At 44.3% G+C, this 24,201-nt stretch carries 24 protein-coding genes; 18 read left to right on the top strand and 6 right to left on the bottom strand.

The features are described 5' to 3' along the window. Positions 1-460: 460 nt before the first annotated feature. The gene (locus Q4A73_RS02950; RefSeq protein ID WP_303205943.1) at positions 461-751 is read right to left on the bottom strand and encodes a hypothetical protein; all 291 of its coding nucleotides are present in this window, start codon (positions 749-751) and stop codon (positions 461-463) included. 1,812 nt (positions 752-2,563) lie between these two features. On the opposite strand from Q4A73_RS02950, the gene rplM reads away from it, so the two are divergent. From rplM to Q4A73_RS02860, 18 genes are all read left to right on the top strand, one after another. Further along, a complete protein-coding gene (gene rplM, locus Q4A73_RS02945) occupies positions 2,564-2,989 on the top strand; it encodes a 50S ribosomal protein L13 (protein WP_027304373.1) in 426 nt (141 codons plus the stop codon). A gap of 2 nt (positions 2,990-2,991) precedes the next feature. Then, the gene (gene rpsI / locus Q4A73_RS02940) at positions 2,992-3,384 is read left to right on the top strand and encodes a 30S ribosomal protein S9 (RefSeq protein WP_289779444.1); all 393 of its coding nucleotides are present in this window, start codon (positions 2,992-2,994) and stop codon (positions 3,382-3,384) included. A 37-nt stretch (positions 3,385-3,421) separates the two neighbouring features. Beyond that, complete coding sequence (locus Q4A73_RS02935) at positions 3,422-4,339, top strand: OmpA family protein (RefSeq protein ID WP_303205942.1); 918 nt, start codon at positions 3,422-3,424, stop codon at positions 4,337-4,339. Between the two features lie 131 nt (positions 4,340-4,470). Then, entirely contained in the window at positions 4,471-8,031 is a 3,561-nt protein-coding gene (nifJ, locus tag Q4A73_RS02930) for a pyruvate:ferredoxin (flavodoxin) oxidoreductase (protein ID WP_303205941.1), read from the top strand. A 2-nt stretch (positions 8,032-8,033) separates the two neighbouring features. Beyond that, the gene (locus Q4A73_RS02925) at positions 8,034-8,366 is read left to right on the top strand and encodes a hypothetical protein (protein ID WP_303205940.1); all 333 of its coding nucleotides are present in this window, start codon (positions 8,034-8,036) and stop codon (positions 8,364-8,366) included. After that, on the top strand, positions 8,344-9,756 hold the full coding sequence (gene mshL, locus Q4A73_RS02920; RefSeq protein ID WP_303205939.1) for a pilus (MSHA type) biogenesis protein MshL: 1,413 nt from the start codon (positions 8,344-8,346) through the stop codon (positions 9,754-9,756). Before Q4A73_RS02925 ends, mshL begins: the two co-directional genes overlap by 23 nt. Further along, complete coding sequence (locus tag Q4A73_RS02915) at positions 9,749-10,348, top strand: hypothetical protein (RefSeq protein ID WP_303205938.1); 600 nt, start codon at positions 9,749-9,751, stop codon at positions 10,346-10,348. Before mshL ends, Q4A73_RS02915 begins: the two co-directional genes overlap by 8 nt. A gap of 1 nt (position 10,349) precedes the next feature. Beyond that, positions 10,350-10,940, top strand: a complete 591-nt coding sequence (locus Q4A73_RS02910; RefSeq protein WP_303205937.1) for a transformation system protein — start codon at positions 10,350-10,352, stop codon at positions 10,938-10,940. A gap of 50 nt (positions 10,941-10,990) precedes the next feature. After that, complete coding sequence (locus Q4A73_RS02905) at positions 10,991-12,388, top strand: GspE/PulE family protein (RefSeq protein WP_303205946.1); 1,398 nt, start codon at positions 10,991-10,993, stop codon at positions 12,386-12,388. Continuing rightward, positions 12,385-13,569, top strand: coding sequence for a type II secretion system F family protein (locus Q4A73_RS02900; protein ID WP_303205936.1), 1,185 nt, complete (start codon positions 12,385-12,387; stop codon positions 13,567-13,569). The genes Q4A73_RS02905 and Q4A73_RS02900 overlap by 4 nt, the downstream gene beginning before the upstream one ends. A gap of 144 nt (positions 13,570-13,713) precedes the next feature. After that, positions 13,714-14,952, top strand: coding sequence for an anthranilate synthase component I family protein (locus Q4A73_RS02895; RefSeq protein ID WP_303205935.1), 1,239 nt, complete (start codon positions 13,714-13,716; stop codon positions 14,950-14,952). Continuing rightward, positions 14,949-16,541, top strand: coding sequence for an anthranilate phosphoribosyltransferase (gene trpD, locus Q4A73_RS02890; protein ID WP_303205934.1), 1,593 nt, complete (start codon positions 14,949-14,951; stop codon positions 16,539-16,541). Before Q4A73_RS02895 ends, trpD begins: the two co-directional genes overlap by 4 nt. Further along, on the top strand, positions 16,528-17,127 hold the full coding sequence (locus Q4A73_RS02885; RefSeq protein WP_303205933.1) for a phosphoribosylanthranilate isomerase: 600 nt from the start codon (positions 16,528-16,530) through the stop codon (positions 17,125-17,127). The genes trpD and Q4A73_RS02885 overlap by 14 nt, the downstream gene beginning before the upstream one ends. Then, positions 17,124-18,299: a tryptophan synthase subunit beta gene (gene trpB, locus Q4A73_RS02880; protein WP_303205932.1), complete on the top strand. Its 1,176-nt coding sequence runs from the start codon at positions 17,124-17,126 to the stop codon at positions 18,297-18,299. Before Q4A73_RS02885 ends, trpB begins: the two co-directional genes overlap by 4 nt. Beyond that, positions 18,292-19,041, top strand: a complete 750-nt coding sequence (gene trpA / locus Q4A73_RS02875; protein ID WP_303205931.1) for a tryptophan synthase subunit alpha — start codon at positions 18,292-18,294, stop codon at positions 19,039-19,041. Before trpB ends, trpA begins: the two co-directional genes overlap by 8 nt. A 58-nt stretch (positions 19,042-19,099) precedes the next feature. Further along, positions 19,100-19,525 carry a hypothetical protein gene (locus Q4A73_RS02870; RefSeq protein WP_303205930.1) on the top strand — a complete coding sequence of 142 codons (426 nt, stop codon included), beginning with the start codon at positions 19,100-19,102 and terminating at the stop codon, positions 19,523-19,525. Next, positions 19,522-19,827, top strand: a complete 306-nt coding sequence (gene fliN, locus Q4A73_RS02865) for a flagellar motor switch protein FliN (RefSeq protein ID WP_303205929.1) — start codon at positions 19,522-19,524, stop codon at positions 19,825-19,827. The genes Q4A73_RS02870 and fliN overlap by 4 nt, the downstream gene beginning before the upstream one ends. Further along, positions 19,827-20,588 (top strand): hypothetical protein, encoded by a 762-nt coding sequence (locus Q4A73_RS02860; protein ID WP_303205928.1) that lies wholly within the window; start codon positions 19,827-19,829, stop codon positions 20,586-20,588. The genes fliN and Q4A73_RS02860 overlap by 1 nt, the downstream gene beginning before the upstream one ends. Here the strand turns inward: Q4A73_RS02860 and Q4A73_RS02855 are convergent. From Q4A73_RS02855 to plsY, 5 genes are all read right to left on the bottom strand, one after another. Continuing rightward, positions 20,585-22,039 (bottom strand): Ppx/GppA phosphatase family protein, encoded by a 1,455-nt coding sequence (locus tag Q4A73_RS02855; protein WP_303205927.1) that lies wholly within the window; start codon positions 22,037-22,039, stop codon positions 20,585-20,587. The genes Q4A73_RS02860 and Q4A73_RS02855 overlap by 4 nt on opposite strands. Next, positions 22,039-22,284 (bottom strand): YfhL family 4Fe-4S dicluster ferredoxin, encoded by a 246-nt coding sequence (locus Q4A73_RS02850; protein ID WP_303205926.1) that lies wholly within the window; start codon positions 22,282-22,284, stop codon positions 22,039-22,041. The genes Q4A73_RS02855 and Q4A73_RS02850 overlap by 1 nt, the downstream gene beginning before the upstream one ends. Positions 22,285-22,352: 68 nt before the next feature. After that, a complete protein-coding gene (gene hsrA, locus Q4A73_RS02845; protein WP_303205925.1) occupies positions 22,353-23,024 on the bottom strand; it encodes a homeostatic response regulator transcription factor HsrA in 672 nt (223 codons plus the stop codon). Positions 23,025-23,089: 65 nt separating this feature from the next. After that, complete coding sequence (locus tag Q4A73_RS02840) at positions 23,090-23,416, bottom strand: dihydroneopterin aldolase (RefSeq protein WP_303205924.1); 327 nt, start codon at positions 23,414-23,416, stop codon at positions 23,090-23,092. Beyond that, positions 23,401-24,012: a glycerol-3-phosphate 1-O-acyltransferase PlsY gene (plsY, locus tag Q4A73_RS02835; RefSeq protein ID WP_303205923.1), complete on the bottom strand. Its 612-nt coding sequence runs from the start codon at positions 24,010-24,012 to the stop codon at positions 23,401-23,403. The genes Q4A73_RS02840 and plsY overlap by 16 nt, the downstream gene beginning before the upstream one ends. Positions 24,013-24,201: the final 189 nt, after the last annotated feature.

Here is a 24,201-nt window from a genome sequence, read left to right as displayed (position 1 = left end):
CTAAGACCCGCAGGACCCCCGCCAATGATCGCTAAATCCAACATGAAAATTCCTTATTTTTAATCTGGATTTATGGTAAATAAATTTTCTTAATGATGGTTAAAAAATTATTGTTTGCTGTGAAAATTTGTGAGCGTCATGGGTGTGTCGATACTCAAAAACTAAAAACGATGGACCAGATTTGTTAAAAATTTATTTGCAATTTATGCGGGAATTTACAAGATGTAAGATAACTTCAAGGCTGGAATCCCCAGCCTTGAAATTTTTAAAGAAGAGAATTGAGCTTGTCGGTAAAACTTTCTATCTTTCATGATCATTTATTTTTGCTCTTGTCAAATTCATATTATATAGAATATTAGAACCATTTAAAAATTTTATATCCTAAAAATCTCTAAATTTTACAAAGGCTCTTGCTGTTAAAGCGATGATTTTATCTGCTAAAATTTCCTATCTACCTTAACTACCCTAATATAGGCGTATTGACACTAAATTCATTATTGGGATAATTGTTATTGATAATTCTGAGGCCATTTTGATAGCTTGGAATTTGAGCGATTTCTATATTGATTTTTACTTTTTGTCCATTTGTGAGTGGAAGTAAAACTTTAGCAGTGTTTTTTTTCACAAAGCTATCATCGTTTTTTGGCTCATCAAACTTAATGTCAAGCCCATATTTCAAAGAAATTTTTTGAAAATTTTTTTTGAAAAAACACATATCACTAAGTTTAAATTTAAAGCCCTCATTAATCACAAAGTCCGAATCCTCGCATATCTATATTATTGTTACAACAAAGCTTTAGAGCTGTCCCACCTTGAAATGCTATAAAAATTACCGATAGGACTTTCATAAAGCGTTTCTAAAATATCATGATGTAAAAGCTCCTTGACTATGGTAAAAAGTAAAGGAATATTGATAGCGTATTTTGGCGACTTCAAGTAAATTCATCTCTATCCTTAATCTGAGTTGTCCTTCGTATAAATCTATATTTTTTGCGTCTATAAATATCATTATAATGGCTAATTCTCCCGAAGTAATGTAAATTTTTCTATTCTTATCAAAAACAAAATTTCAAAAATTCCTTTGTTTTATTGGCTATGAACAAACTCAATCATATCACAAGGTGTTTTAAAAATTTGATGATGGCCTTGAGAGATAAAGTAAGCTTATTTGGCATTTGAGAAATCAAACCCTCTTCACTTAATCTTGATTTAAGATTCAAATAAAAAGTTGCATTATCTTAAAATGCTTGCTAAATTTTCTAATAAAATAAGGGCTTTTTGGCTCTGGGATTTAATGTAAGTCCCTTTAGAGCATTGCATAATAAACCGTTTTTGCAATGTCTATTTAGAGCTACCTGTAAATATTTTTCGTTTCTTTTATTGAAAAACATTCTAATGTGATCAAATTTAAAAGCCTATAATCCCAAACTATCAAAAAATCAAGCATTTTAAAAAGTTCTTTTTGCTTCATTTCTCTCTACACAAAATCAATATTTCTATATAATTTTGTGTCAATCATCATTAAACCCCCCCTAACTATCTATCCCAACACATCCTTAGCTCTTTTTGCTCTGATTGGTATTATCTTGATTGGCTAAGAGAGTTTGAACCTTTGTTTCGAGTCTCCTTTTCCTCAAAGTATTTAAAGTCTATGCTTGCAGGTATAACATCAAGCTCTACCTTATTATTGTTTTTTATAAGCTCTTGTAAGATTAATTCTACTATCAGCCTGACTTCTTGATTCGATCTTATGAATTAAATTCTCAAGCGCTTTTTCATTTGAAAACCTCATTACTTAACAATTCTCATATTTCAGATTTTCAGAAGCTTTTCAATACGGTGTGGAACTTTTTAAGATCAATTTTATCTTTTAAAGGTTTGTTTTATAACCAGCTTTTTTATTAAAGCATCATTGAAACAAAAAGCTAATTCATCTTTTTAAGATAAGACTCTCAAGCTTTTTAGGCAAAAGTACTTTGTTTAAAAGTTTTTTAAAAAAAACTAACCTTTTCATTTAGATAATGCTCATCCGAGTGAAATTAAAGATTTGGTTTTCCCATTGATTGGTTTTATTTTTAATCAAGAGTTTATCTTGTACGAACTCATCTTTTAGCTTTTTAGACTTTTGTAAGGCGCATCGAGTGGAGCAGAAACTGAAGACATTTTTATCTCAAAGCTTACAAATTTTTTCTGTTTTTAAATCAAGTATAAAAAGTAAATTTTCCTTGAACTTATTTAGATTCTTTCTTTAATTTTAAGATTTCCATACTAGTTCTTTTTTGGATAAGAGTTCTTGGCTTTGCATGAGTTATTTTCATTTTTGTTTTTCTTAATTTTAGTCAAATCACACATTGTCATTTCTTGGCAAAATAATATAAAATTTTTTATCGTTATTTTGTGAAAAAGACTTGAGTGGGTACAATAATTCTTAAAATTGGCATCTTGCTCAGAAGTGCCGATTCAAAAATCAAAATTTAGCTTTAACTTCACTTAAATTAAGCATAATTAAAGCCTATGTCATTACAATCGTTTCCTTAGAAAATTTTTGGCAAAGGTTAAAAAAATGACAAAGATAACAAAGCCAAACGAAGTCAAACGCGAGTGGATTGTTTTAGACGCTGAGGGAAAGCGTTTTGGTCGTCTTTTAACAGAGGTGGCGACGATTTTAAGGGGTAAAAATAAGCCTTGCTATACGCCTAATGTTGATTGTGGAGATTATGTCGTCATCATCAATGCTTCAAAAGCTGTTTTCACTGGGGCAAATAAGGCTGAAGATAAACTTTATCACAGGCATTCTGGCTATTTTGGAAGTGTGAAGAGTGAGAAATTTGGAGATTTGCTTGAAAAAAACCCTGCAAAGCTTTATAAATTAGCCGTTAGAGGTATGCTTCCTAAAACAAACTTAGGCAGAGCTATGCTTAAAAAACTTAAAATTTACGCAGGAAGTGAGCATCCTCACACCGCACAAATCGCTAAAGAAGGAAAATAATTATGGCAAAAGCAACATACGCAACAGGTAAGAGAAAAACCGCTATCGCTAAGGTTTGGGTGAGGGCTGGTAGTGGGAAAATAAGCGTTAATGGAGTGGATTTAAACACTTGGCTTGGCGGACACGAGGCGATAAAACTTAAGGTCGTGCAACCCCTGCTCGTAACCAAGCAAGAGGCCTCTATGGATATCCGTGCGACAACCTTAGGCGGGGGCTACTCCGCACAAGCTGAAGCTTTAAGACACGGGATTTCAAGGGCTTTAGCGGCTATGGATGCGGATTTTAGAGCCTTGCTAAAACCACAAGGCTTACTCACTAGAGATAGCAGAAGCGTAGAGCGTAAAAAATACGGACGCAGAAAAGCAAGAAGAAGTCCGCAGTTTTCTAAACGCTAATTTTTGTAGTTTTAAAATCATTTTTGAAAGGTTGATTATGAAAAAAGTATTGTTATGTTTAGGTTTGGCAAGCGCTTTATTTGCGGCGGATAATAGTGTCAAATTTGAACTAACTCCTACTTTTAGTTTTAATAAATTTGAGGGAAATTTGGACCTTGATGATAGAGCAGCGACTGGTGTGAGACTTGGCTATCATTTTGATGATTTTTGGCTTGACCAACTTGAGCTTGGCTTGGAGCATTATTCTAATGTAAAATATTCTAACACTGATAGAACAAATCTTACGAAAGTATTTTTAAGTGCGATTAAGGGCATTGATGTAGGTGAAAGCTTTTACTTTTATGGTTTAGCTGGTGGAGGTTATGAAAGGTTTTCTAACGAGCAATTTGACAATGAAAGCGGCGGTTTTGGGCATTATGGTGCGGGTATGAAGTATAAACTTACAGATTCTTTAGCCTTAAGGCTTGAAACGAGAGATCAGGTGAATTTCAACGCGCATCATAACTGGGTTTCAACCCTTGGCATTAGCTTTGGCCTTGGGGGGGTGAAGGGCGGAAAAAATGATGATTTGGTGGAAAAACAAGCCGATCCTATTGAGAGTGATAGCAGTGAGAGCACTCGTTTGGAGGCTCATTTTGACTTTGGTAAGGCTACGATCAGTCCAAAATTTGAGGAGGATATCCGGATTCTTGCTGAAATTTTAAATTCAAACAAAAACAAACGATTCAATGTCGTCCTAGAGGGGCACACCGACGGCGTGGGATCCAAAGCCTACAATCAAAAATTATCCGAGCAGCGTGCGGAGAATGTTGCGAAAGAATTTATAAAAAATAAGGTCGAGAAAAAACGCATCCAAACTAAGGGTTACGGACAGGATAGACCCCGCTCAAGTAACGCGACAAAAGAGGGCAGAGCGGACAATAGAAGGGTTGATATTCGCCTTATTGAAAGGTAATTTCCCCGAGCGCCATCTTGTGTATTGTTAAGTTTTGATTAATGTTAGGTTCAGTTGTATTGTTAAGTTTTGATTAATGTTAGGTTCAGTATATTGATTGCCAAGAGTTATAAATTTAAAGAGGGTTTCAAATGAGTAAAGTTATGAAGACTATGGATGGCAATGAGGCCGCTGCTTACGCTGCTTACGCCTTCACTGAAGTTGCTGGAATTTACCCCATAACCCCAAGCTCTCCCATGGCTGACTATACTGACATGTGGGCAGCCGCCGGAAAGAAAAATCTCTTCGGTATGCCCGTGAAACTTGTCGAGATGCAAAGCGAGGCCGGTGCGGCGGGATCTGTGCACGGCTCTCTCCAAGTGGGTGCGCTCACGACCACTTACACCGCATCTCAAGGGCTTTTGCTTAAAATTCCAAATATGTATAAGATTGCGGGTCAGCTTTTGCCCTGTGTTATCCATGTCGCTGCGCGCTCTTTAGCCTCTCAGGCCCTGTCTATTTTTGGTGATCATCAGGATATTTATGCCGCGAGGCAAATCGGCTTTGCGATGCTTTGCTCACATTCTGTGCAAGAGAGCATGGATTTGGCAGGCGTAGCGCATCTTTCGGCGATCAGGGGGCGTGTGCCTTTCATCCATTTTTTTGACGGTTTCAGAACCAGCCACGAAATTCAAAAGGTTGAAGTGATGGATTATGCACATTTTGACCGCTTGCTGGACAAAGAGGCCGTTTTAAATTTTAGAAATTCTTCCCTCAATCCAGAAAATCCAAAAACGCGCGGCACGGCGCAAAATGATGATATTTATTTTCAAACCAGAGAATTGACCAATCGCTTTTACGACGCCCTGCCTGATGTGGTTAATGACTACATGCAAGAAATTTCTAAGATCACAGGGAGGGAATACAAGCCCTTCGTTTATTACGGAGATAGTGAGCCTGAAAAAATCGTCATCGCCATGGGTTCGGTTACTCAGGCCTTGGAGGAGGTGGTGGATCATCTCAACGCAAGGGGCGAGAAAGTCGGGGTTTTTAAGGTCTATCTTTATCGTCCTTTCAGTGCGAAATACTTTTTTGAAGCGATGCCAAAATCCGTTAAAAAGATCGCTGTTTTGGACAGGACAAAGGAGCCAGGAAGCTTGGGCGAGCCGCTTTACTTGGATGTGAAAGCTGCTTTTTATGGTAGGGAAAACGCGCCTTTGATTGTGGGGGGCAGATACGGGCTTTCGTCTAAGGATGTCGATCCTGCGCAGTTGTTTGCGGTTTTTGAAAATTTAGCTCTTGACAAACCAAAAGATGGCTTCACTATTGGCATTGTCGATGATGTAACCCACACTTCCTTGCCTGTGGGAGAGAAAATTTCACTCAGCGATGAAAGCACCATAGAGTGCCTGTTTTATGGGCTTGGTGCGGATGGCACTGTGGGGGCTAATAAAAATTCCATCAAAATTATCGGCGACAATACAAATTTTTACGCGCAGGCGTATTTTGCCTACGATAGCAAGAAATCAGGCGGTTACACAAGGTCGCATTTGCGCTTTTCCAAAAGACCCATCCGCTCGACCTATTTGGTTTCAACCCCGCATTTTGTGGCCTGTTCGGTAGCGGCTTACTTGGAAATTTATGATGTTTTAGCGGGAATCCGCAAGGGCGGGACCTTCTTGCTCAACAGCATTTGGAATACCGAAGAAACGCTAAGGCAAATCCCCGATGCGGTCAAAAAAACCCTAGCGGAAAAAGAAATCAACTTTTACATCATCAACGCGACAAAGTTGGCTCGCGATATAGGGCTTGGAAACCGCACGAATACCATCATGCAATCGGCTTTTTTCAAGCTTGCTAAAATCATCCCTTTCGAAGACGCGCAAAAATTTATGAAGGAGCTTGCCTATAAATCCTACAGCAAAAAGGGCGATGCCATTGTGAATATGAACTACAAGGCCATTGATGTGGGTGCGGATGGGCTTGTGAGGGTTGAGATAGACCCTGCGTGGAAAAATTTGGAGCCTAAGGAAAAAGAGCAAACCAATGTCTATAAAGGCACAGAATTTGTGGAAAAAATCGTCAAACCCATGAACGCAGCTAAGGGCGATGATTTGCCCGTTTCGGCGTTTTTGGGGCATGAGGATGGTAGTTTTGAGCACGGCACGACTGAATTTGAAAAGCGCGGAGTTGGCGTTATGGTGCCGCGTTGGATTGAGGGGAATTGCATCCAGTGTAATCAATGCGCCTCCGTTTGCCCCCATGCGGTCATCCGTCCGTTTTTGATCGATGAGGCTGAGTTGGCCAAGGCTCCCCGCGGCGTGAAAGAACACACCCTCGAGGCGAAGGGGACGAAGGGGCAGAGGTTGAGCTTTAAAATTCAAGTTTCTCCGCTTGATTGCACGGGCTGTGAGCTTTGTGTGCATGAGTGCCCGACCAAAGAAAAATCCCTAGTGATGGTGCCCTTGCAGGAGGAGATGGATTTTGGTGAGCAGGAAAATGCGGACTATCTCTTCAAAGAAATCAGCTACAAGGATGATATTTTAAATAAAGAAAGCGTCAAGGGAGCGCAGTTTGCCCAGCCCCTTTTTGAATTTCACGGCGCTTGTCCGGGCTGTGGGGAGACGCCTTATATCACTTTGATCACAAGGCTTTTTGGCGAGAGGATGATAGTCGCGAATGCTACGGGCTGCAGTTCTATTTATGGAGGCTCGGCCCCATCGATGCCATACAGAAAAAGCGTGAAAAATGGCTACGGGCCCGCTTGGGGAAATTCGCTTTTTGAGGACAATGCTGAATTTGGCTTGGGGATGAAGATCGCCACCGAAAACACAAGAAATCGCCTTGAAAACATCATGAATGAAAACATGAGCACCGTGCCAAATGCCCTTAGTGCCTTGTTTAAAGAATGGATAGCCAATAAAGACAAAGGCGAGGAAAGCCTACAAATCCGCGATAAAATGCTCCCTCTTTTAGAGCAGCATCAAGACATCAAGGGCGTTAGGGACATTTTAAATTTAAAAGGCTTTTTGATGAAAAAGTCGCATTGGATTTTTGGCGGGGACGGCTGGGCTTATGATATAGGCTATGGTGGGCTTGATCATGTTTTAGCCAGCGGGGAAAATGTCAATATTTTGGTGATGGATACTGAGGTGTATTCTAACACAGGCGGACAGAGCTCCAAGTCCTCACGCACAGGTGCCGTGGCGCAATTTGCCGCTGCGGGTAAATCTGTGCAGAAAAAAGACTTGGGGCAGATTGCTATGACTTATGGTTATATTTTCGTAGCTCAGGTGAATTCCAGCGCCAATTATAATCATCTCATCAAGGTCTTGATGGCGGCTGAGGCCTACGAGGGTCCATCTTTGGTGGTCGCCTACTCGCCTTGTATCGCGCACGGTATCAAGGGGGGGCTTGGTTACTCTGGTGAGCAGGGGGAGCTTGCGACGAAGTGCGGATACTGGCCGCTTTATACCTTTGACCCTCGCCTTGAAAATGAGGGAAAAAATCCTCTCACCATAGCGAGCAAGGAGCCAAATTGGGAGCTTTATGAGGAATTTTTGATGAATGAGGTGCGTTATAATTCTCTAAAAAAAGCCAATCCATCCCAAGCTCTTGAGCTTTTCGAGCGCAATAAAAAAGACGCTCAGCGCCGTTACAGGCAGCTCAAGCGCATCGCTATGGCCGATTATAGCGATGAAAAGCAGGCTTGAATTTGAAGCGAGTTTTTTTGATTTGCGGACTTTTTACTAGCATCCATGCTTCCTCGGAGCAGGATGCGTATTTTTCGCATTTGCAAAAAAGAACCGCCCTTGATTTTTCAAGCCTTCACAGCCCCTTTGCCAACCCGACCCTCCAGCACCTCGCGCAGGTTAAAATTCAGGCCATTTTCCCAGGTAAGGTAAAAATCAACGGCACTTGGTATCGACAGGATGATGCCCTCGGTGAGGCTATCATTAAGCATATTGGGGATAGGGTTGTGGTTTTAGAGTATGATGGGGAACGGATAAGTGTAGCGTTAGAAAATGTTAAAATGGCTATTCATTAAGCTTTGTTTTGTGAGTTTTGCTTGGGGTTTGGATTGTCAAAAAAGGCTTTTTGACATCAGCATAAAAGAGGCCTTAAGTCTTGAGGAAAGCCTCGCCGAGCTAGCTTCCTACTGCACTTTTAGCATTGTCATTAAGGATGATTTTGCGAGGAATAAACTGGCACAAATGCAAACATCCGTGCATATTTCTCAGATGGGCTTGGAAGAAATTTTCAGGCTCTTTATCAAGGAAAACGATTTGAATTACGCCTTTGATGGTAAAATTTTAAGCATTTGGGGCATCAGCACCAAGATTTTTAAAATCAGTTACATCACCTCCATTCGCGAGGGGCAGAGCGTTATCAAGGCCTCTGTGGATTCTAAGCCCAAGCAAAGCGAGTGGAGTGCTCACGAAGAAGCGAATGATAATGTGATCAAAAGTATGGAAAAATTTGATTTTTGGCAAAATATCGAAAAAGAAGTCAACGCACTCCTAGCCTCCCACAAAGCCGCGCAAATTTCCCCCCCCATCGTCAATGCAAACGCAGGCATTATCATCGTTACGGGCAGTCCCTCGCAGCTGAATTTGGTGCGCGATTATCTTGCAAAGCTAGAACGCCGCCTCAAAAAACAGGTCATCATCGATGTGAGCATCATCGCTGTCAATCTCAACAAAAGCCACTCCAGCGGGATCAATTGGCAGAATTTCAAGCTTGACTTTGCCAGCACGACAGGGGATGGGCAAGGATCCTTCGTGCAGGTGCAAAGCGGTGAGGGTTTTGTGAAAAATTTAGGCTTGAGGGCGAATTTGAATTTCGGCGCGGTGCTTGATTTTCTCTCCCAAAATGGCAAAACGCAGGTCCTATCCAACCCCAAACTCATGGCCCTAAACAACCAGCAAGCCATCATTTCTGTGGGTGATACGATCAACTATCAGGTCAAAGAAAGCTCCAAGGGCACAGAAAGCGGCACTACGGTGAGTGAGAGCTTTAGCAATCATTCCATTTTTGTGGGGATTTTGCTCAGCATTTTGCCCGAAATTTCAGATGAGGGCAGGATCATGCTCCGCATCAATCCAAGCCTTAGCGACTTCAAATACCCCCAGGACAATCAAAGACAAAAGCAGCCCCGCACCATCGCTCCCGATACCATCCAAAAAAAGCTCTCGACTGTGGTTTCTGTGGAGAATAATCAAACCCTCATTTTGGGCGGATTGATTTCAAGAAACGCCATACGAGAGGGCAGTGAGGTGAATTTTTTCTCTAAAATTCCACTTTTGGGGCTGCTTTTTAGCGGCGATGAGCAGGCGAGTAACAGCACGGAAATCATCTTCATCATCACACCCAGCATCGTCGATAATGAAAAAGGCGCACCGGGGCTCAGAGAATTAGGCTTTAAGCATTATGAGTGAGTGGGTTTGTGTCGCGAGTCGGGATAGAATTTTAACCCGCCTTGGGGCGATTAAAAATCAAAGAGGGCTTGTTTTGCTTTTGGGGCGCAGTGGGAGCGGCAAAAGTGCCATGCTTGAGAACTTTGCGCAGCAAAATGACGCGCCAAGATTAACAGACCCCTGCGACAATTTGAAAGATTTTGAGCAAAATTTAAAGCCGCATTTTTGCAAAAATCCCATCTTGCTCGATGAGGTGGGGTTGTATGATGCGGCCCTGCTTGAGCGGGTGAGGATTTACAGCGATGAGAGGCTTTTTATTTTAGGCGCTCATAAAAAGCATAAGCTTTTCAAAAAAGAGCATTTTAAAAGCCGCATTGTTGCGGAATTTGAGCTTTTGCCGCTTTTGCGCGAGGAATTGAGACACTATGTCAAAGAAAAGCATTCGTTGGATTTTGAGGAGAAAGACTTGCGCTGGATTGACAAAATTTGCCGGCACAATTTAAGATCGGTGGATAAAATCCTCAAAACCTTCAAGGAGCTTCGTCCCTTTTGCGATAAGACCCCCGCTCATATCCTGCGCCTTTGTGCCTTGGAAAATCATCTATTGGGCTAGCATGCAAGAAAGAGTGCGAGAGCTTGAGCTGGAGTATCAAAAATATTTAAGAAAAAGGCTTTTTAAGGGCGCATTTTTGGGAATTTTATGCTTGGGATTGGGCTTGGGTTTTTATTGGGGCCTTGAAATTTACGCGCATCAAAAATATTTGAATGCGAAACTCCTCGAAGAAAAAAAGCATTGGCAGGCAAAAATAACCGAGGCAAAAATCGAGCAAGAAAAAATGAGGCTGCGCCAAGAAAAATTCAAGCAAGAAGCGCAAAATTCAAACCCAAAAGAACAAAATCCTCCCCCTCCAAACCCTCCCAAAGTGCTGATAAAATCGAGCGTTTTTGACACCCTGAGCCTGAAAAGGTCCTATTATCAAAGTCCAAGTTTTGAAAAGGCCCTGATGCTTGCTAGGCTTTATTTGGAAAATAAAAACTATGAAAAGTCCATTTTTTGGTCGTTGAGGGCGAATGAATGGGACAAGAGCGCTAAGGAAAGCTGGCTGCTTTTTGCTAGGGCTAGGGCGGCGCTTACAAGGGGGGGCGAGGCTGAAATTTTAGCGCTTTATGCGCATTATTATGAGGGCATGGAGCTTTCGCAGTGAGGGGCTTGGTCGAGGCGGATCTTGCGGATTGTGCGGACTTTGATAGGGATTTGTGCCGCAAATTTTCCTTTGATTTTTTGCAAAATTTACAAATGCTGCCCCTAGCAAGCGATGCGGATAATATTTACATCGCCTCTTGCAAACCCCTATCTTTAGAGCATTTGGAGGAAATTCAAAATGTCTTTAGGGACAAATTCATTAAAAATGTCTTGAGCGATTCTTACGCGATTGAGAGGCATTTGAACGCCCTGCGCATCGAGGACAGGCTTGAAAAACTGAGCCTCAAGCTCAAGCAAGAATTGGCGCAAAATGCAAAAGAGGACGAGCAAAGCTGCGTGAGCGTGATTTTTGATTTTATTTTAACGGAGGCTCTGGCGCTTAATTCCAGCGACATTCACATCGAAATGCGAGCCCACGATACCCTAGTCCGCTTTCGCATCGATGGAATTTTGAGCTTTTTTTGCGTTTTGGAGGAGGAGGTGTGCCGAGCCCTGATTTTTCATATTAAATTTTTAGCACATCTTAATGTGGCCGAGTCCAGAAAGGCTCAGGATGGTAGTTTTGAGCGGAATTTTAAGGATTGTCAGTATGATTTTAGGATTTCGACCCTGCCGATTTTATGGGGTGAGAGTGTGGTGATTAGGATACTCAAGCACGATATTGCCTTGCTGGATCTTGATGGATTGTGTTTGGATTCTTTTCATCTTCATCTTTTAAAAAGCAAGATCGCACTCCCCCATGGGATGATCCTCATCACAGGACCCACAGGCAGCGGTAAAAGCACGACCCTCTATGCCTGCCTCAACGCCCTAAAATCCATCGAAAAAAAGATCATCACCGCAGAGGATCCCATAGAATACAAACTCCCGCTCATCCAGCAAATCATGCTAAATTCCAAGGCCGGGCTTGATTTTAGCAATGCCCTAAGGGCGATTTTGCGCCAGGATCCTGACATCATCATGATCGGGGAAATCCGCGATGAAGAAAGCCTTGACATAGCGATAAAATCAGCCCTCACGGGGCATCTGCTCCTTAGCACCCTCCACACCAACGACGCCCTTTCCACCCTAGAGCGCTTGATCGACATGGGCGCCAAACCCTACCTCATCGCCTCAGCCCTCAAGCTCATCATCGCCCAGCGCCTCGTGCGAAAGCTCTGCCCCCACTGCAAAGAAAAATCAAAGGCCCACACAGAATTTGAGGGGGAATTCCACACCAGCAAGGGTTGTAAATGGTGCAATTATAGTGGTTTTTTAGGCAGGGAGTTGGTGGGGGAATTTTTGGAGCTTGATGAGGGTCTAAGGGAGCTCATACGCACCAAAGCGGACAAGATGCAAATACTCGCCCAAGCTAGAAAAAATGGCTTTCAAACCATGCTCGAGTGCGGGCTTGAAAAGGCCAGAAAGGGGCGCATCAGCCTTGAGGAGCTTTTGAGGGTGGTGGGATGAGGACCTTTGAGCTGCGCTTTGTCAAAGGGGGTAGGGAGGGCAGGAAGATTTTGCGCGCTAAGGACTTGGCATACGCGCAGGGCAAGGCCCTCAGTCAGGGACTGCAAATTCTGTCCCTTAAGGAAATTTCATCCCCGCAAAAATCCCGCTATAAAAACGAAAATGTGATTTTGTTTTTTAAGGAATTTTCGCTTTTGTTGGGGGTGGGACTGAGTGTGAAAAGGGCCTTAAGTGAGCTTGAAAACGCCTGTGCGAGGGACTTGAAGGCTCTTATCGGGCAGTTACAAATTCAGCTTCATCTGGGACAAAATTTAAGCAAGGCCTTTGAAAGCTCCAATTTGCATCTCAGTCAAAGCGAGCTCACCCTCATCAAAATATCCGAAAATACAGGGAATTTAAGCAAAACCCTCCTGCAAATAGCCCTTTTGAGGGAAAAGCTAAACCTCAGTCAAAAGCGCTTCAAAAAGGCCACGCACTATCCTCTGCTCGTTTTATCCGCATTGATGGGGGCCTTTTTGTTTTTGATGTTTTTTGTCGTGCCGCAGTTTGAGGAGCTTTTTGAAAATTCAAGCCTACCCCTCATCACGCGCATTTTGCTCGGTGGGTATGAATTTTTGCATCATTATCTTGCCCTTTTGGCGTTTGCGTTTTTGGCCGGGATTTTTTTGCACATCCTAGCCCTTAGAAAAAGTCCAAATTACGCCCTTGCGGTGGATTTTTCCCTGCTCAAAATCCCTCTTTTATCTCGCTTCATTCTCTACCATCAGCATTATCATTTTTTCATGATTTTCGCCCTACTTTTGAAAAGCGGCGTGAAGCTTTCTTTGGCCTTTGATTTGGCAAGCTCTGGCGTGAGTAATGGATTTTTACGCTTCAAATTCAGTCAAATCGCCCTTTTTTTGGAGCAGGGCTTGGAGCTAAGCGGGGCCTTCGCGCGAGCCAAGATCTTTGACGAATTGGTTATTTCTCTGCTGAGCACAGCGATGAAAAGCGCCAGATTGGACCTTTTGAGCGAGGAGATTGCGAATTTTTACGCCCAGAGACAAGAGGGACTTTTGGAGCGCTTTTTGACCCTGCTTGAGCCCTTGATGACCCTACTGGTGGGGATCTTGGTTTTATTTTTGGCCTTGGGATTATTTTTGCCCCTGTGGGAGCTTAGTTCGGGAGCGAATTTGCGCTGAGGCATTTTAAAGGTAAATTTATTATCTTTGTTTTAGAATTTCACACTCCATTTCAAAGGCACAAAATGAGCGAAGATTCCCTCCTTTTCGTTTTAAAATACAGCCTTTTCGCCGCTTCATTCAACCCTCCCCTTAAGGTTTGCAATGCTTGATAAAAGGGTCCATTTCTACTACCGACAAATTTTAGAACACCACCCCAACTCCTATTTTGCCGAGGATATGATGAAGGTCATCATCGGCATTGATTGTGAGTATTTGGACGCCAATGCCATGCCCCTTAGCGAATTTAAGGCTCAGTTTTACGCCCATGCCGCGCAGAAGCGACTTTGCGAGTATGCGGGCTTTTTTGGGGTTTTGAGCGCTGATTTTGTGCAGTTTTTTGAGGATCTGCCCCTGTGCGAGCGGGCGCATTATGATTTCCCTCAGTTTTTTTTCGCCAACGCTAGGGCCTATTTGATTTATGAGAAAAACAGCAAAATGTTTTTCAAATTCGGACCCGCGCCCTATTTTGAGCTTTTAGAGCAGGACTTCACCCCGCCCGTGGAGCCTGAGCCTTGTTTTGAAATTTTAAGCGACCTAAGGCGCGAGAAGCAAGAATTTTTGCAAATGGTACGAAGGGCTAAGGACTATCTTTTGAGCGGGGACATCTTTCAGGTGGTTTTAAGCCAGCAGCTTTGCATCCAGCACAATATCCACCCCTTCACCTTCTACCAGACCCTAAGCGAGGAAAATCCCAGCGCCTACATGTTCTATTTCCCCACGCCTTACGGGGTTGTTTTGGGATCTTCGCCCGAGCTTGTTTTGCGGATCAAAAATAGGGAAATTTTCATAGCTCCCATCGCAGGGACGCGAAATTTAGACCCCAGCAGCGACCTCGCCCAGCTTGAGGCGGAGCTTTTGCGTGATGAAAAAGAGCTTTGCGAGCATAGGATGCTTGTGGATTTGGCGCGCAACGACCTGTCCAAATTTGGCCACAATGTGCGCGTGGAAAAGCTTTTTTCCGTCCTGAAAAGCAAATTCGTCATGCATCTTGTGAGCGAGGTTTATGCGACCATGAGGGAGGGGGCTAGCATTTTTGATGTGATGGGGGCCGTTTTCCCAGCGGGGACCCTAAGCGGCGCGCCCAAAATCAGAGCCCTGCAAATCATTGCCGAGCTTGAGGGACTTGATCGCGGCGTTTATGGCGGCGGGGTAGGTTTTTTGCATTTTAATGAAAATGTCATGCTAGCCATCATCATCCGCTCGGCTTTTTTCAAGGACAACAAAGCCTTCATTGCAAGCGGGGCGGGCATCGTGCTAAAAAGCGACCCCGAGAAAGAATACGCCGAAATTTGTGCCAAGAGAAGAGCCCTGCTTGCTAGCTTTGAAAGGCTAGCCAAATGATTGTTTTGATCGATAATTACGACTCTTTTGTGTTTAATATCAAGGCCATGCTTGAGCTTTTGAGCGGGGATGAAATTCGCATAGTGCGTAACGATAAAATCAGCCTTGAGGCGCTAAAAGCCCTCCGCCCCAGCCACATCATCCTAAGCCCCGGCCCCAAGCATCCCAAAGATAGCGGCATTTGCCTTGAAATTTTTAGGGCCCGGCTTGAAATTCCCGTGCTTGGCATTTGTCTTGGGCATCAGGCTTTGGGGCTTAGTTTTGGCGCGAAAATCAGGCCCCTAGCCCGTCCCTGCCACGCCGAGTCCTCCACCCTCACAATCTTAGAGCGAAGGGCTATTTTTGAGGATTTGCCGCAGAATTTTAAGGCGATGCGCTATCACTCTTTGGAGGTGGATGATTTGAGCCCTGAGCTTGAGCCTTTGGCCTTTAGCGAGGATGGGGTTTTGATGGCGATGGGGCATAAAACCCTGCCTTATTTTGGGGTGCAGTTTCATCCGGAGAGCTATTTTAGCGAGTATGGTTTGAAAATTTTATCCAACTTCATCCAGCAAAAAGCGCCTTCAAAAGACGAGCGCCCGAGCCTTAGCCCCTACCTGCATAAGCTCAGCGAAGGGCGGGGTTTGGAAAATGAAGATTTTGCGCAAATTTGTGAGCGCATTATGGCGAAAAATTACGAGCCTTTGCAGCTAGCCGCCTTGCTCATTTTGATCACAGAAAAATCCCTCAACGACAAGTCCCTAAGCGCCCTGGTGCGAAACATCCTGCGCTATTCTAAAACCTTCAGCGATGAGAGCGAGATGATCGATCTTTGCGGCACGGGCGGGGATGGCTTTAAAAGCATCAATGTCTCCACAGCCAGCGCCTTCATCCTCGCTAGCCTTGGCGTCTGCGTGGCAAAACACGGCAACAAAGCCATCTCAAGCGCTAGCGGCAGCAGCGATGTTTTGGAGGCCTTGGGTGTGAAAGTGGCGCCAAATTTGGAACAGGGACTCAAAACGCTAAGAGAAAAGGGGCTCAATTTCTTCCACGCGCCCCTTTTCCACCCCCTGCTAGCCGAGCTAAGGGAGCTTCGCACTAGGCTTGGAGTGCGGACGGTTTTTAATGTGTTGGGCCCCCTCTTGCATCCCAATCTCAAGCTCAAATACCAAATGATGGGCAACTACCACGCGCCCGTGCATAGGCTTTTGGCTGAGGTTTTGCGCGCGCTTGGGCGCAAGAGGGCCTTGGTGGTGCGGGGGTGCGATGGCATGGATGAGCTGAGTATTTGCGATGAGAGCAGGGTCGCGGAGCTGCGCGAGGGCGTGATTTATGAATACAACATCTCCCCCGAGCAGTTTGGCTTCAAAAGGGCCTTTCATGATGAAATCGCCGGCGGCAACCCTGCGCAAAATGCTGCGGATTTGCGCGGGATTTTAAGCGGGAAAATTCACGGCGCAAAACGTGATATTGTGGTGCTTAATGCGATGTTCGCCCTTTACACAGCCGATAAGGCCCCAAGTCCGCAAAGCGCGAGGGAGCTTGTGGAGAGGGCGCTGGATGAGGGCAGGGTGTGGGATTATTTTAGGAATTTTAATGGCGAAGCTTAAAATTTGCGGGCTGAAAAATTTGGAGCAGGTGGGGCAAATCGCTGCTTTGAATGTTGATTTTTTGGGTCTGATTTTCGCAGAAAGTCCCAGACAGGTGCGCGAGGATGAGGCTGGGAATTTAGCCGGGCTCATCCATAAAAATCACAAAAAAGCGGTGGGGGTTTTTGTGGAGGAGGGTTTGGAGCAAATTTTAAGCCTAGCAAGGAACGTGGGCCTTGATGGGGTGCAAATTTACAGGAGGATCACGCCGCGAGAATTTGAGGCCCTGAGGGCGGCGGGGCTTTTTGTCTGGCAGGCTTTGAGCGTGGGGGAGAGGCTTGATTGGGGGGATGAAATTCATGCGGACCTTGTGCTTTTGGATGCGAAGGGGGAATTTAAGGGGGGCAATGGGGTGCGCTTTGACTGGGCTCTGCTGGAGGGGCTGAGGGGCGACTTCATCCTAGCGGGGGGCATAGGGGTGCATAATGTCAAGGAGGCTCTGGCCACGGGCGCTGCTATCATCGATGTCAATTCGGGCGTGGAGAGTGCGGCGGGGGTGAAGGATGTGGCCAAGATAAAAGCATTGATAAAGGAGATGGGAAGATGAAGCGCTATTATGGGGAATTTGGGGGGCAGTTTTTGCCTGAGAGTGCGATGTTTGCTTTGAGTGAGCTGGAGGCGGGATTTTTGAAATTCCGCAAGGATAAGGGCTTTAAAAAAGAATTGTCCGCCTTGCTGAAAAACTATGTCGGGCGCCCCACGCCGCTTTATTTTGCGAAAAATTTGAGCCAGAAATACGGGCATGAAATTTACCTCAAAAGAGAGGATTTGAATCACACGGGAGCGCATAAAATCAACAACGCCCTCGCCCAAGCCCTCCTAGCCAAAAAAATGGGAAAAAAGAAGGTCATCGCAGAAACGGGCGCCGGTCAGCACGGGCTTGCCACGGCCACAGCGGCGGCACTTTTGGGACTTGAGTGTGAAATTTTTATGGGGGAGGTGGATGCGCAAAGGCAGGCCCTGAATGTCTATAAAATCGAGCTTTTAGGTGCTAGGGTCCATGCCATCACGAAGGGACTTAGGACGCTCAAGGAGGCGACTACGGCGGCGATTGGGGCCTGGGTGAGTGATTTGGAGAATTTATTTTATGTGGTGGGCTCGGCCGTGGGGCCCTACCCCTACCCGCAGATGGTTACGCATTTTCAAAGCATCATCGGCAAGGAATGCAGGGCCCAGCTTAAAAAATGCGCCAAAAAGCCAGACATCATCATCGCGGCCGTGGGTGGGGGTAGCAATGCGGCGGGAATTTTTTATGAATTTTTAAAGGACGAGAGGGTGAGGCTCATCGGCGTGGAGGCAGCGGGACTGGGTGTGGATACGCCCTACCATGCCGCGACACTCACGCGGGGCAAAACGGGCATCATCCACGGGATGAAGACGAAGGTTCTTCAGGATGAAGCGGGGAATATTTTGCCCGTGCATAGCATTTCTGCGGGGCTTGATTATCCGGGTGTGGGGCCCTTGCATGCGCATTTGTGCGCGAGTGGAAGGGGTGAGTATGTGGCGGTGAGTGATGATGAGTGCGTGAGGGCCTTGAAGGAGCTTTGCAGGGAGGAGGGGATCATCCCGGCGGTGGAGAGCGCGCACGCTCTAGCGCATTTGAAGGAGCTTTGCGCGAATTTGAAGAAAAAAAGCGTGATAGTGGTGAATTTATCGGGCAGGGGGGATAAGGACATGCAGACGATTAGGGACTATAAAAAGGGGACGATTTATGGTTGATTTTAGGAAATTTTACAAAGAAAAGGCCAATGTGGCCTACGCGGTGATGGGCTATCCTAGCCTGGAGGTGAGCGGGGAATTCATCAAGCGACTGGGGGAGTGCGGAGTGGATATTTTGGAGCTGGGCGTGCCCTATAGCGATCCCATCGCTGATGGTGAGCTCATCGCGCAAGCGGCAGCTAGGGCCCTGGAGCTGGGCGTGGGACTGGGGCAAATTTTTGAGCTTTTGGAGAGGGTGGAGACGGATAAGGCCTTGGTATTTATGGTGTATTATAATGTGATTTTTTCCTACGGGCTGAGACGCTTTGTGAGGGAGGCTAAGAGGGTTGGAATTTGTGGACTGATCGTGCCTGAGCTGAGTTTTGAGGAGAGTGGGCCCCTGCGTGAGGAGTGCGATAGCTGCGGCATAGCTCTGATCACGCTTGTGAGTGTAACCACGCCGAAAGAGAGGATGAAAAAGCTGGTGAAAAATGCGCGGGGCTTCATTTACCTTTTGTCCTATGCGGGGCTGACCGGGGGAAAGAGCGGGGAGTATGGGGCGCTGGAGCGCAAGGTGGCTGAGCTTAGGGAGATGACCTCTTTGCCGATTTTTGTGGGCTTTGGCGTGAAGGATAATGCGGATGTGAGAGCCATCCATAAAATCGCCGATGGGGCGATAGTGGGCACGAGCGTGGTGCGGGAATTTGAGAGCGAGGATGTGGATCTTTTGGTGGAGAGGGTTGGGAAAATATTTAAGGCCTGAGTTTAAAATTTACTTTGTATTATTATAATGACCTGAATTTTATTTTAAGGATGAGGCTATGGTGAAAGTTTTGGAGTACTCCATCACGCATTTTTGCGAGCATATTTTGAAGTTGCATCTACAAAAGGCCGAAAATATAGGAGGTGAGCTGTATGGAGCCTCCATCCCCATCGAGGGCGAAAATGTCGACGCTTATCATTTTTATCTTTTTTTCCCTGAGGAAATTTTGAAAAAATTTGCCGATGTTTTGGTGAGCAATCACAAATTCAAAGAGGACAATTGGTGCGATTTGTCCAAAGAATGCGCCAATCAAATCATAGGCTATGCGAAAAATTTATTCAACGATGGTAGGGGGAAGGGTGTGTATAAATTGGGCATTCCTGAGTATCTTGGCCGGGTGGATTTTTCAAAGATCGTTTTGGATGAGGCCTTGAGCTATGAGCTTGATGGGTATTTTTTTAGAATAGGCTTCATCAAAATATGAAGGATGACTTGGGGCAGGATGTGCATGGCCTCTTGCAATCTTATGAGGACATCTTAGATATCACGGTGGAATTTGTCAGTGAGCTTGGCACGACCAATATGAGCGTGGCGGAGCTTTTGAGGCTGGAGGTTGGCTCGGTGATCGACCTTGAAAAGCCCGCTGGAGAGAGCGTGGAGCTGTATATCAATAAAAGAATTTTTGGCAAGGGTGAGGTGATGGTTTATGAGAAAAATCTCGCCATTAGGATTAATGAAATTTTAGATTCCAAAACGGTTTTGCAATACTTCAAAAAAGAAATTTGATGCGGGGGATATTTTTTTTGCTTTTTGCTCTGCCTTTGTTTGGGGTGCGTTTGATCGACTATAATATTTACGATAGAAATGACCGCGTCGATTTGATGCTTTCTTTTGACGGGGCCTATGAGGGTAGGATTTCGCAGAGCAAGAATGGCGATTTCACGCTTTTGAGCTTTGAAAACCTCGAGGCCAAAAACGACCTTAAGACTCTAAATTCCAAGCTTGTGGATAAAATTCAAATCACGCACAAGGACAACAAAACCTTCATCATGTTTCAAAACAAAAAAAAGCTTGATTTTTCCATCAGTTCTGTGAATGATAAATTTGGAGTTCGCATCCGTGCTTTGCCAGCTGGGAAAATTTTGAGCGAAAAAAAGGTCAGTGTTTTGGATGATAATCAAACCCTAACTCAGGCTAAAAATCCAAATTTAAAAGACTACGATTACACGACTTATATTTTGGTGGTGCTGGTTTTAGTGCTTTTGCTTTTTGCTTTGTGGTGGCTTAAGAGGACGAAGGGGGGTGAGAGCGGGGATTTTCGTCTCAAATTTCAAAGGGGCTTGGATAGGAATAATCGATTGATGGTTTTGGATTACGAAAATAAGCGCTATGTTTTGATTGTCGGAGCGTCCAATTTGCTTTTGGAGAGCAGGGAGCTTTTGCAGGATGAGCGCACAGAGGACAAAGAGAAAAATTTCGACTCGTTTTTTGAGGAAAACAAAAGAAAAATTCAAAACCTCATTTTAGAAAGGCAGAGGAAAACTTAGGGCCTTTGATTGATAGCTAGGGCTATGATGGTGGGCTTGGCGATTTTTTTCAACTCATCTTGGGGCAGATTGAGCCTTTTTGCAGGGCTGTAGATGTATAAGGTATTATTAAGAAATTTAAACTCAACCCCGTCCTCATGAATGTTTTTAGCAAGCCCCAGCATGAAACCCAGCCAAATGACAATCTTGATGTGCGGTAGTAGGGCGGTTAGCGGGTCGTTGTTGTAGGGATTTGGCTTTTTTCCATTGAGCTTGATGAGGCTTGCGATGAGGGCCTTGTCTTGGTGAGAAAATCCATAATTAAGCCCCCCCAAAATAAAATGCGCCGCATGTTCATTGGCGAAATAAAAATTCAAGCACTCCCCAATATGACAGAGCTTGGCTGCGGTGAGTAAGAGGTGCTTGTATCTGTGATCCAAGCCGTGAATTTCTCGCAAAATCTCAAAAATTTTCGCAGCAAAATATGAGGTTTTGTAACGAAGCTCCTTTTTTAAAAATCTATCTTGAAGGGATCTTAAGCTGGGATTAAAATTATGAGGGAAGCGACTTGCAGGCCTTAATAAATCTTGCAAATAAACCCCCTCGCGAATCCCAACTCCGCTTGTGATAATCCTCCTTGCACCGAGTTTTTGGGCGATTTTGACAAAGATCAAGGCCCCCTCTTTAATCGTATCAAAGCGGTCTCTTTTGATGCCGCAATTTATCAGGGCGTCCGTGTTTGAATTTAAAATCTTTAAAATATGGCCTTTTTCTTTCTTAAAATCGTAACAAAAGTCGTGGAGATTTTTGAGGGCGTAGGAATTTTTTTGCATGATGGAGTTGGAGATGGCCCTCAAGCTCCCGCCTATCGCGATGAGGTTGTGATTGCTAAAATGAGGGGGGATGCGCTCCAGCAAGGGCTCCAAAAAAGCATCCAGAGCGTCCAGCTTATCCGCATCATAAAAAAGCTCCTTAAGCCTCACCGTGCCAATGTCTAGGGATATACAATCGATGATTTTGTTGTTTTTGATGAGGCACAGCTCACTGGAGCCGCCGCCGATGTCTAAGGTTGTGGCGTCCCCAAAGGGACTTAGCAAATTCAAAGCCGCCAATCCACCCAAGTAGCTTTCATTTTTGCCATCAATGCAGCGAATGTTTAGCCCCAATTTGTCTTTGATTCTCTTGATAAAGTCTTTAGAATTGGGTGCGTCCCTTAAAGCGGAAGTGCCGACGATGAGTATTTTGGCACATTTATGCCTCGCGGCGCATTCTTTGAAAAAGCCCAAGGCCTCTTCAGCCCTTTGCATGGCGCTTTCTTGGAGAATTTTGCCGTTGTTGTATGCGTTTTCACCCAGCCGCACCCTCCTTTTAAATTCTGCCGCAGTGTAAAAACCATAACGGGATGTTTTTTCAAAAACTATCATTCTTATGGAATTAGAACCCAAATCTATAACGGCAGTTTTTTTTGCCATTAAAATTCTCGGTTACGATTTTTAAGCCGCAATTCCTCTATGCTTTCCACATTATTAGGATCGGGCACAATGCACTCATAAGGACAGGCGACTATGCAAACAGGCTCGGAAAAATCATTAACGCACTCAGAGCACAAATCAGGATCGATCACATAAATGGGGCTGTTTTCATAAATCGCACCATCCGGGCACTCCTCCCTACAAGCATCACAACACACGCAATCTTTGGTTATCAAAAGAGACATCGCTCACCCTTTCAAATAAAAAAGCTTATACAATAACAAGGTTAAAAATTCCGCGTCAAAATGGAATTTTAAGATTTTTTAGAAAAACAAAAACGGTAGCCCCTGCGACGCACCGTTTCTATGGTAGAGATGTCTAGGGGCTTGTCCATTTTTTGGCGGATTTGATTGATGGCCACCTCGATGACATTGGGGGTTACTAGCTCGGGCTCCTCCCAAATCGCATCCAAAAGCTGCTCTTTGGAAACGATCTGATCGGAGTGTCTGGCCAGATGCGTGAGGACCTCAAAGGGCTTGCCTTTGAGCTCGATATCCTGCCCCTTGTAGGTGATTTTTTCCTCATCGGGATCGATGATCAGATCTTCAATCTTGATCACATTCGTACCACCAAGCCTCAGCCTAGCCTCAATCCTAGCCAAAAGAAGATCATAATCCAAAGGCTTTTTGATGAAATCATCAGCCCCAGCCTTCAAGGCCTTAAGCTCATTTTCTTTGTCATTCTTAGAAGAAATGACAATCACGGATGTTTTGGGCGATTTTTGTTTGATGGTGTGAATGAGATCCGCGCACTCGCCATCGGCAAGAGTCCAGTTCGCCAAAACGAGGTTATAATGCCTGATTTCAATAAAATACTCGCTATCTTTAAAATTCTCCGCAGAGTCGGTTTGATAGCCAAATTTATTAAGATTATCTATGATGGTTCTGTTAAGACCAATGTCATCTTCCACAACTAAAATTCTCATTTTGCATCCTTTGATTAAAAAATTCTAAAGCGATTTTACGAAACTTAAATTAATGTTTATATAACTTAAAAAAAATTAAAAAAATTCTTGACGCTGGCTCCAACCTCTGCGTTTTTGATGATTTGAGGCTTGAGTGTGGTTATTTTTAAATAATAAATTTGCGGAAAATGTTGTTTGAGTTTCTGGGAGCTTGACCTTAAAGATTCTTCTATGGTTTGGAATTTGTGTTTTTTGTAGATTTTTTTGACGCGTTTTGCGACCTTGGCATAATCCAAAAAATCATTCGCCTTAGCCTTGATCTTCACAATCACAGTCTGCTTTTTTTTGCGTTCAAAGTCCAAAATTCCTATGATGCACTTAAATTTTAGCTTGATTTTTATATGACTTTGCATTCTTCTTTAAAAAACAATCTTTTAATATTGGGTAAATGCTTATACAAAATGATGAAGGCAATGATAAACACAGGCGCGTGCGTGTCGATCACGGGCATGTCGGCGTTAAAAACGAACGAAGCAACGACAAAGGTCGCTAGGGCAATCAGCGATGCCAAGGATGAAATTTTAAACACCCTACCCACAAGAAGCCACACCGCAAAAGCGCTCAAAAGCTCCAAGGGTAAAAGCACTATCATGGCGCCAGCACCCGTAGCGACACCCTTGCCACCCTCAAAAAACAAATAAAGCGAAAAACAATGCCCAAAAACGATCAAAACCGCCACGCTCCAAAGTAAATTTAAATCATAATTTAACAATTTCAAAACCAAAAGGGGCACACAGGCCTTAGAAAAATCAAGCACAATGGTCGCAAAAGCAAGCCGCTTTGCAAGGGCTGGATCGCTTGCCTTAACCACGCGTAAAACATTGGTCGCGCCGATGCTTTTTGAGCCTTGATTTTTGATGTTGATGTTTGCAAAATTTTTGGTCAAAATGAGCCCAAAAGGAACGGATCCCAAAAGATAGGCCATAGCGTAGATGATTAAATTTTCCATTTTTCCCCCGCAACTTTTCAATCTTCTCGATTCTTGCAAAATGAAACGAACAAAATTTAAACGACCCAAACATACCTTTTAGCTGGTTAAAAGCTAGGGGGTTTAAAGCTCGGCGGAGGGTTTTTGCGAGGCGCATTTCACCCCACCGCGATGGGTAAAATTTCAACAAAATATTAGGCCATCAATGAA

Origin of the sequence: Campylobacter sp., from assembly GCF_030528245.1 — a bacterium.
Lineage (GTDB): Bacteria > Campylobacterota > Campylobacteria > Campylobacterales > Campylobacteraceae > Campylobacter_D.
This window is presented reverse-complemented; position numbering and strand designations above follow the sequence as displayed.

Excerpts from the sequence above, each read along its gene's own strand:
- hsrA (WP_303205925.1), bottom strand. The coding sequence starts at position 23,024 with ATGAGAATTTTAGTTGTGGAAGATGACATTGGTCTTAACAGAACCATC.
- Q4A73_RS02900 (WP_303205936.1), top strand. The coding sequence starts at position 12,385 with ATGAGGACCTTTGAGCTGCGCTTTGTCAAAGGGGGTAGGGAGGGCAGG.
- fliN (WP_303205929.1), top strand. The coding sequence starts at position 19,522 with ATGAAGGATGACTTGGGGCAGGATGTGCATGGCCTCTTGCAATCTTAT.
- Q4A73_RS02895 (WP_303205935.1), top strand. The coding sequence starts at position 13,714 with ATGCTTGATAAAAGGGTCCATTTCTACTACCGACAAATTTTAGAACAC.
- Q4A73_RS02935 (WP_303205942.1), top strand. The coding sequence starts at position 3,422 with ATGAAAAAAGTATTGTTATGTTTAGGTTTGGCAAGCGCTTTATTTGCG.
- Q4A73_RS02885 (WP_303205933.1), top strand. The coding sequence starts at position 16,528 with ATGGCGAAGCTTAAAATTTGCGGGCTGAAAAATTTGGAGCAGGTGGGG.
- Q4A73_RS02910 (WP_303205937.1), top strand. The coding sequence starts at position 10,350 with ATGCAAGAAAGAGTGCGAGAGCTTGAGCTGGAGTATCAAAAATATTTA.
- rplM (WP_027304373.1), top strand. The coding sequence starts at position 2,564 with ATGACAAAGATAACAAAGCCAAACGAAGTCAAACGCGAGTGGATTGTT.
- trpD (WP_303205934.1), top strand. The coding sequence starts at position 14,949 with ATGATTGTTTTGATCGATAATTACGACTCTTTTGTGTTTAATATCAAG.
- trpA (WP_303205931.1), top strand. The coding sequence starts at position 18,292 with ATGGTTGATTTTAGGAAATTTTACAAAGAAAAGGCCAATGTGGCCTAC.
- plsY (WP_303205923.1), bottom strand. The coding sequence starts at position 24,012 with ATGGAAAATTTAATCATCTACGCTATGGCCTATCTTTTGGGATCCGTT.
- trpB (WP_303205932.1), top strand. The coding sequence starts at position 17,124 with ATGAAGCGCTATTATGGGGAATTTGGGGGGCAGTTTTTGCCTGAGAGT.
- Q4A73_RS02840 (WP_303205924.1), bottom strand. The coding sequence starts at position 23,416 with ATGCAAAGTCATATAAAAATCAAGCTAAAATTTAAGTGCATCATAGGA.
- Q4A73_RS02860 (WP_303205928.1), top strand. The coding sequence starts at position 19,827 with ATGCGGGGGATATTTTTTTTGCTTTTTGCTCTGCCTTTGTTTGGGGTG.
- mshL (WP_303205939.1), top strand. The coding sequence starts at position 8,344 with ATGTTAAAATGGCTATTCATTAAGCTTTGTTTTGTGAGTTTTGCTTGG.
- Q4A73_RS02850 (WP_303205926.1), bottom strand. The coding sequence starts at position 22,284 with ATGTCTCTTTTGATAACCAAAGATTGCGTGTGTTGTGATGCTTGTAGG.
- nifJ (WP_303205941.1), top strand. The coding sequence starts at position 4,471 with ATGAGTAAAGTTATGAAGACTATGGATGGCAATGAGGCCGCTGCTTAC.
- rpsI (WP_289779444.1), top strand. The coding sequence starts at position 2,992 with ATGGCAAAAGCAACATACGCAACAGGTAAGAGAAAAACCGCTATCGCT.
- Q4A73_RS02915 (WP_303205938.1), top strand. The coding sequence starts at position 9,749 with ATGAGTGAGTGGGTTTGTGTCGCGAGTCGGGATAGAATTTTAACCCGC.
- Q4A73_RS02870 (WP_303205930.1), top strand. The coding sequence starts at position 19,100 with ATGGTGAAAGTTTTGGAGTACTCCATCACGCATTTTTGCGAGCATATT.
- Q4A73_RS02855 (WP_303205927.1), bottom strand. The coding sequence starts at position 22,039 with ATGGCAAAAAAAACTGCCGTTATAGATTTGGGTTCTAATTCCATAAGA.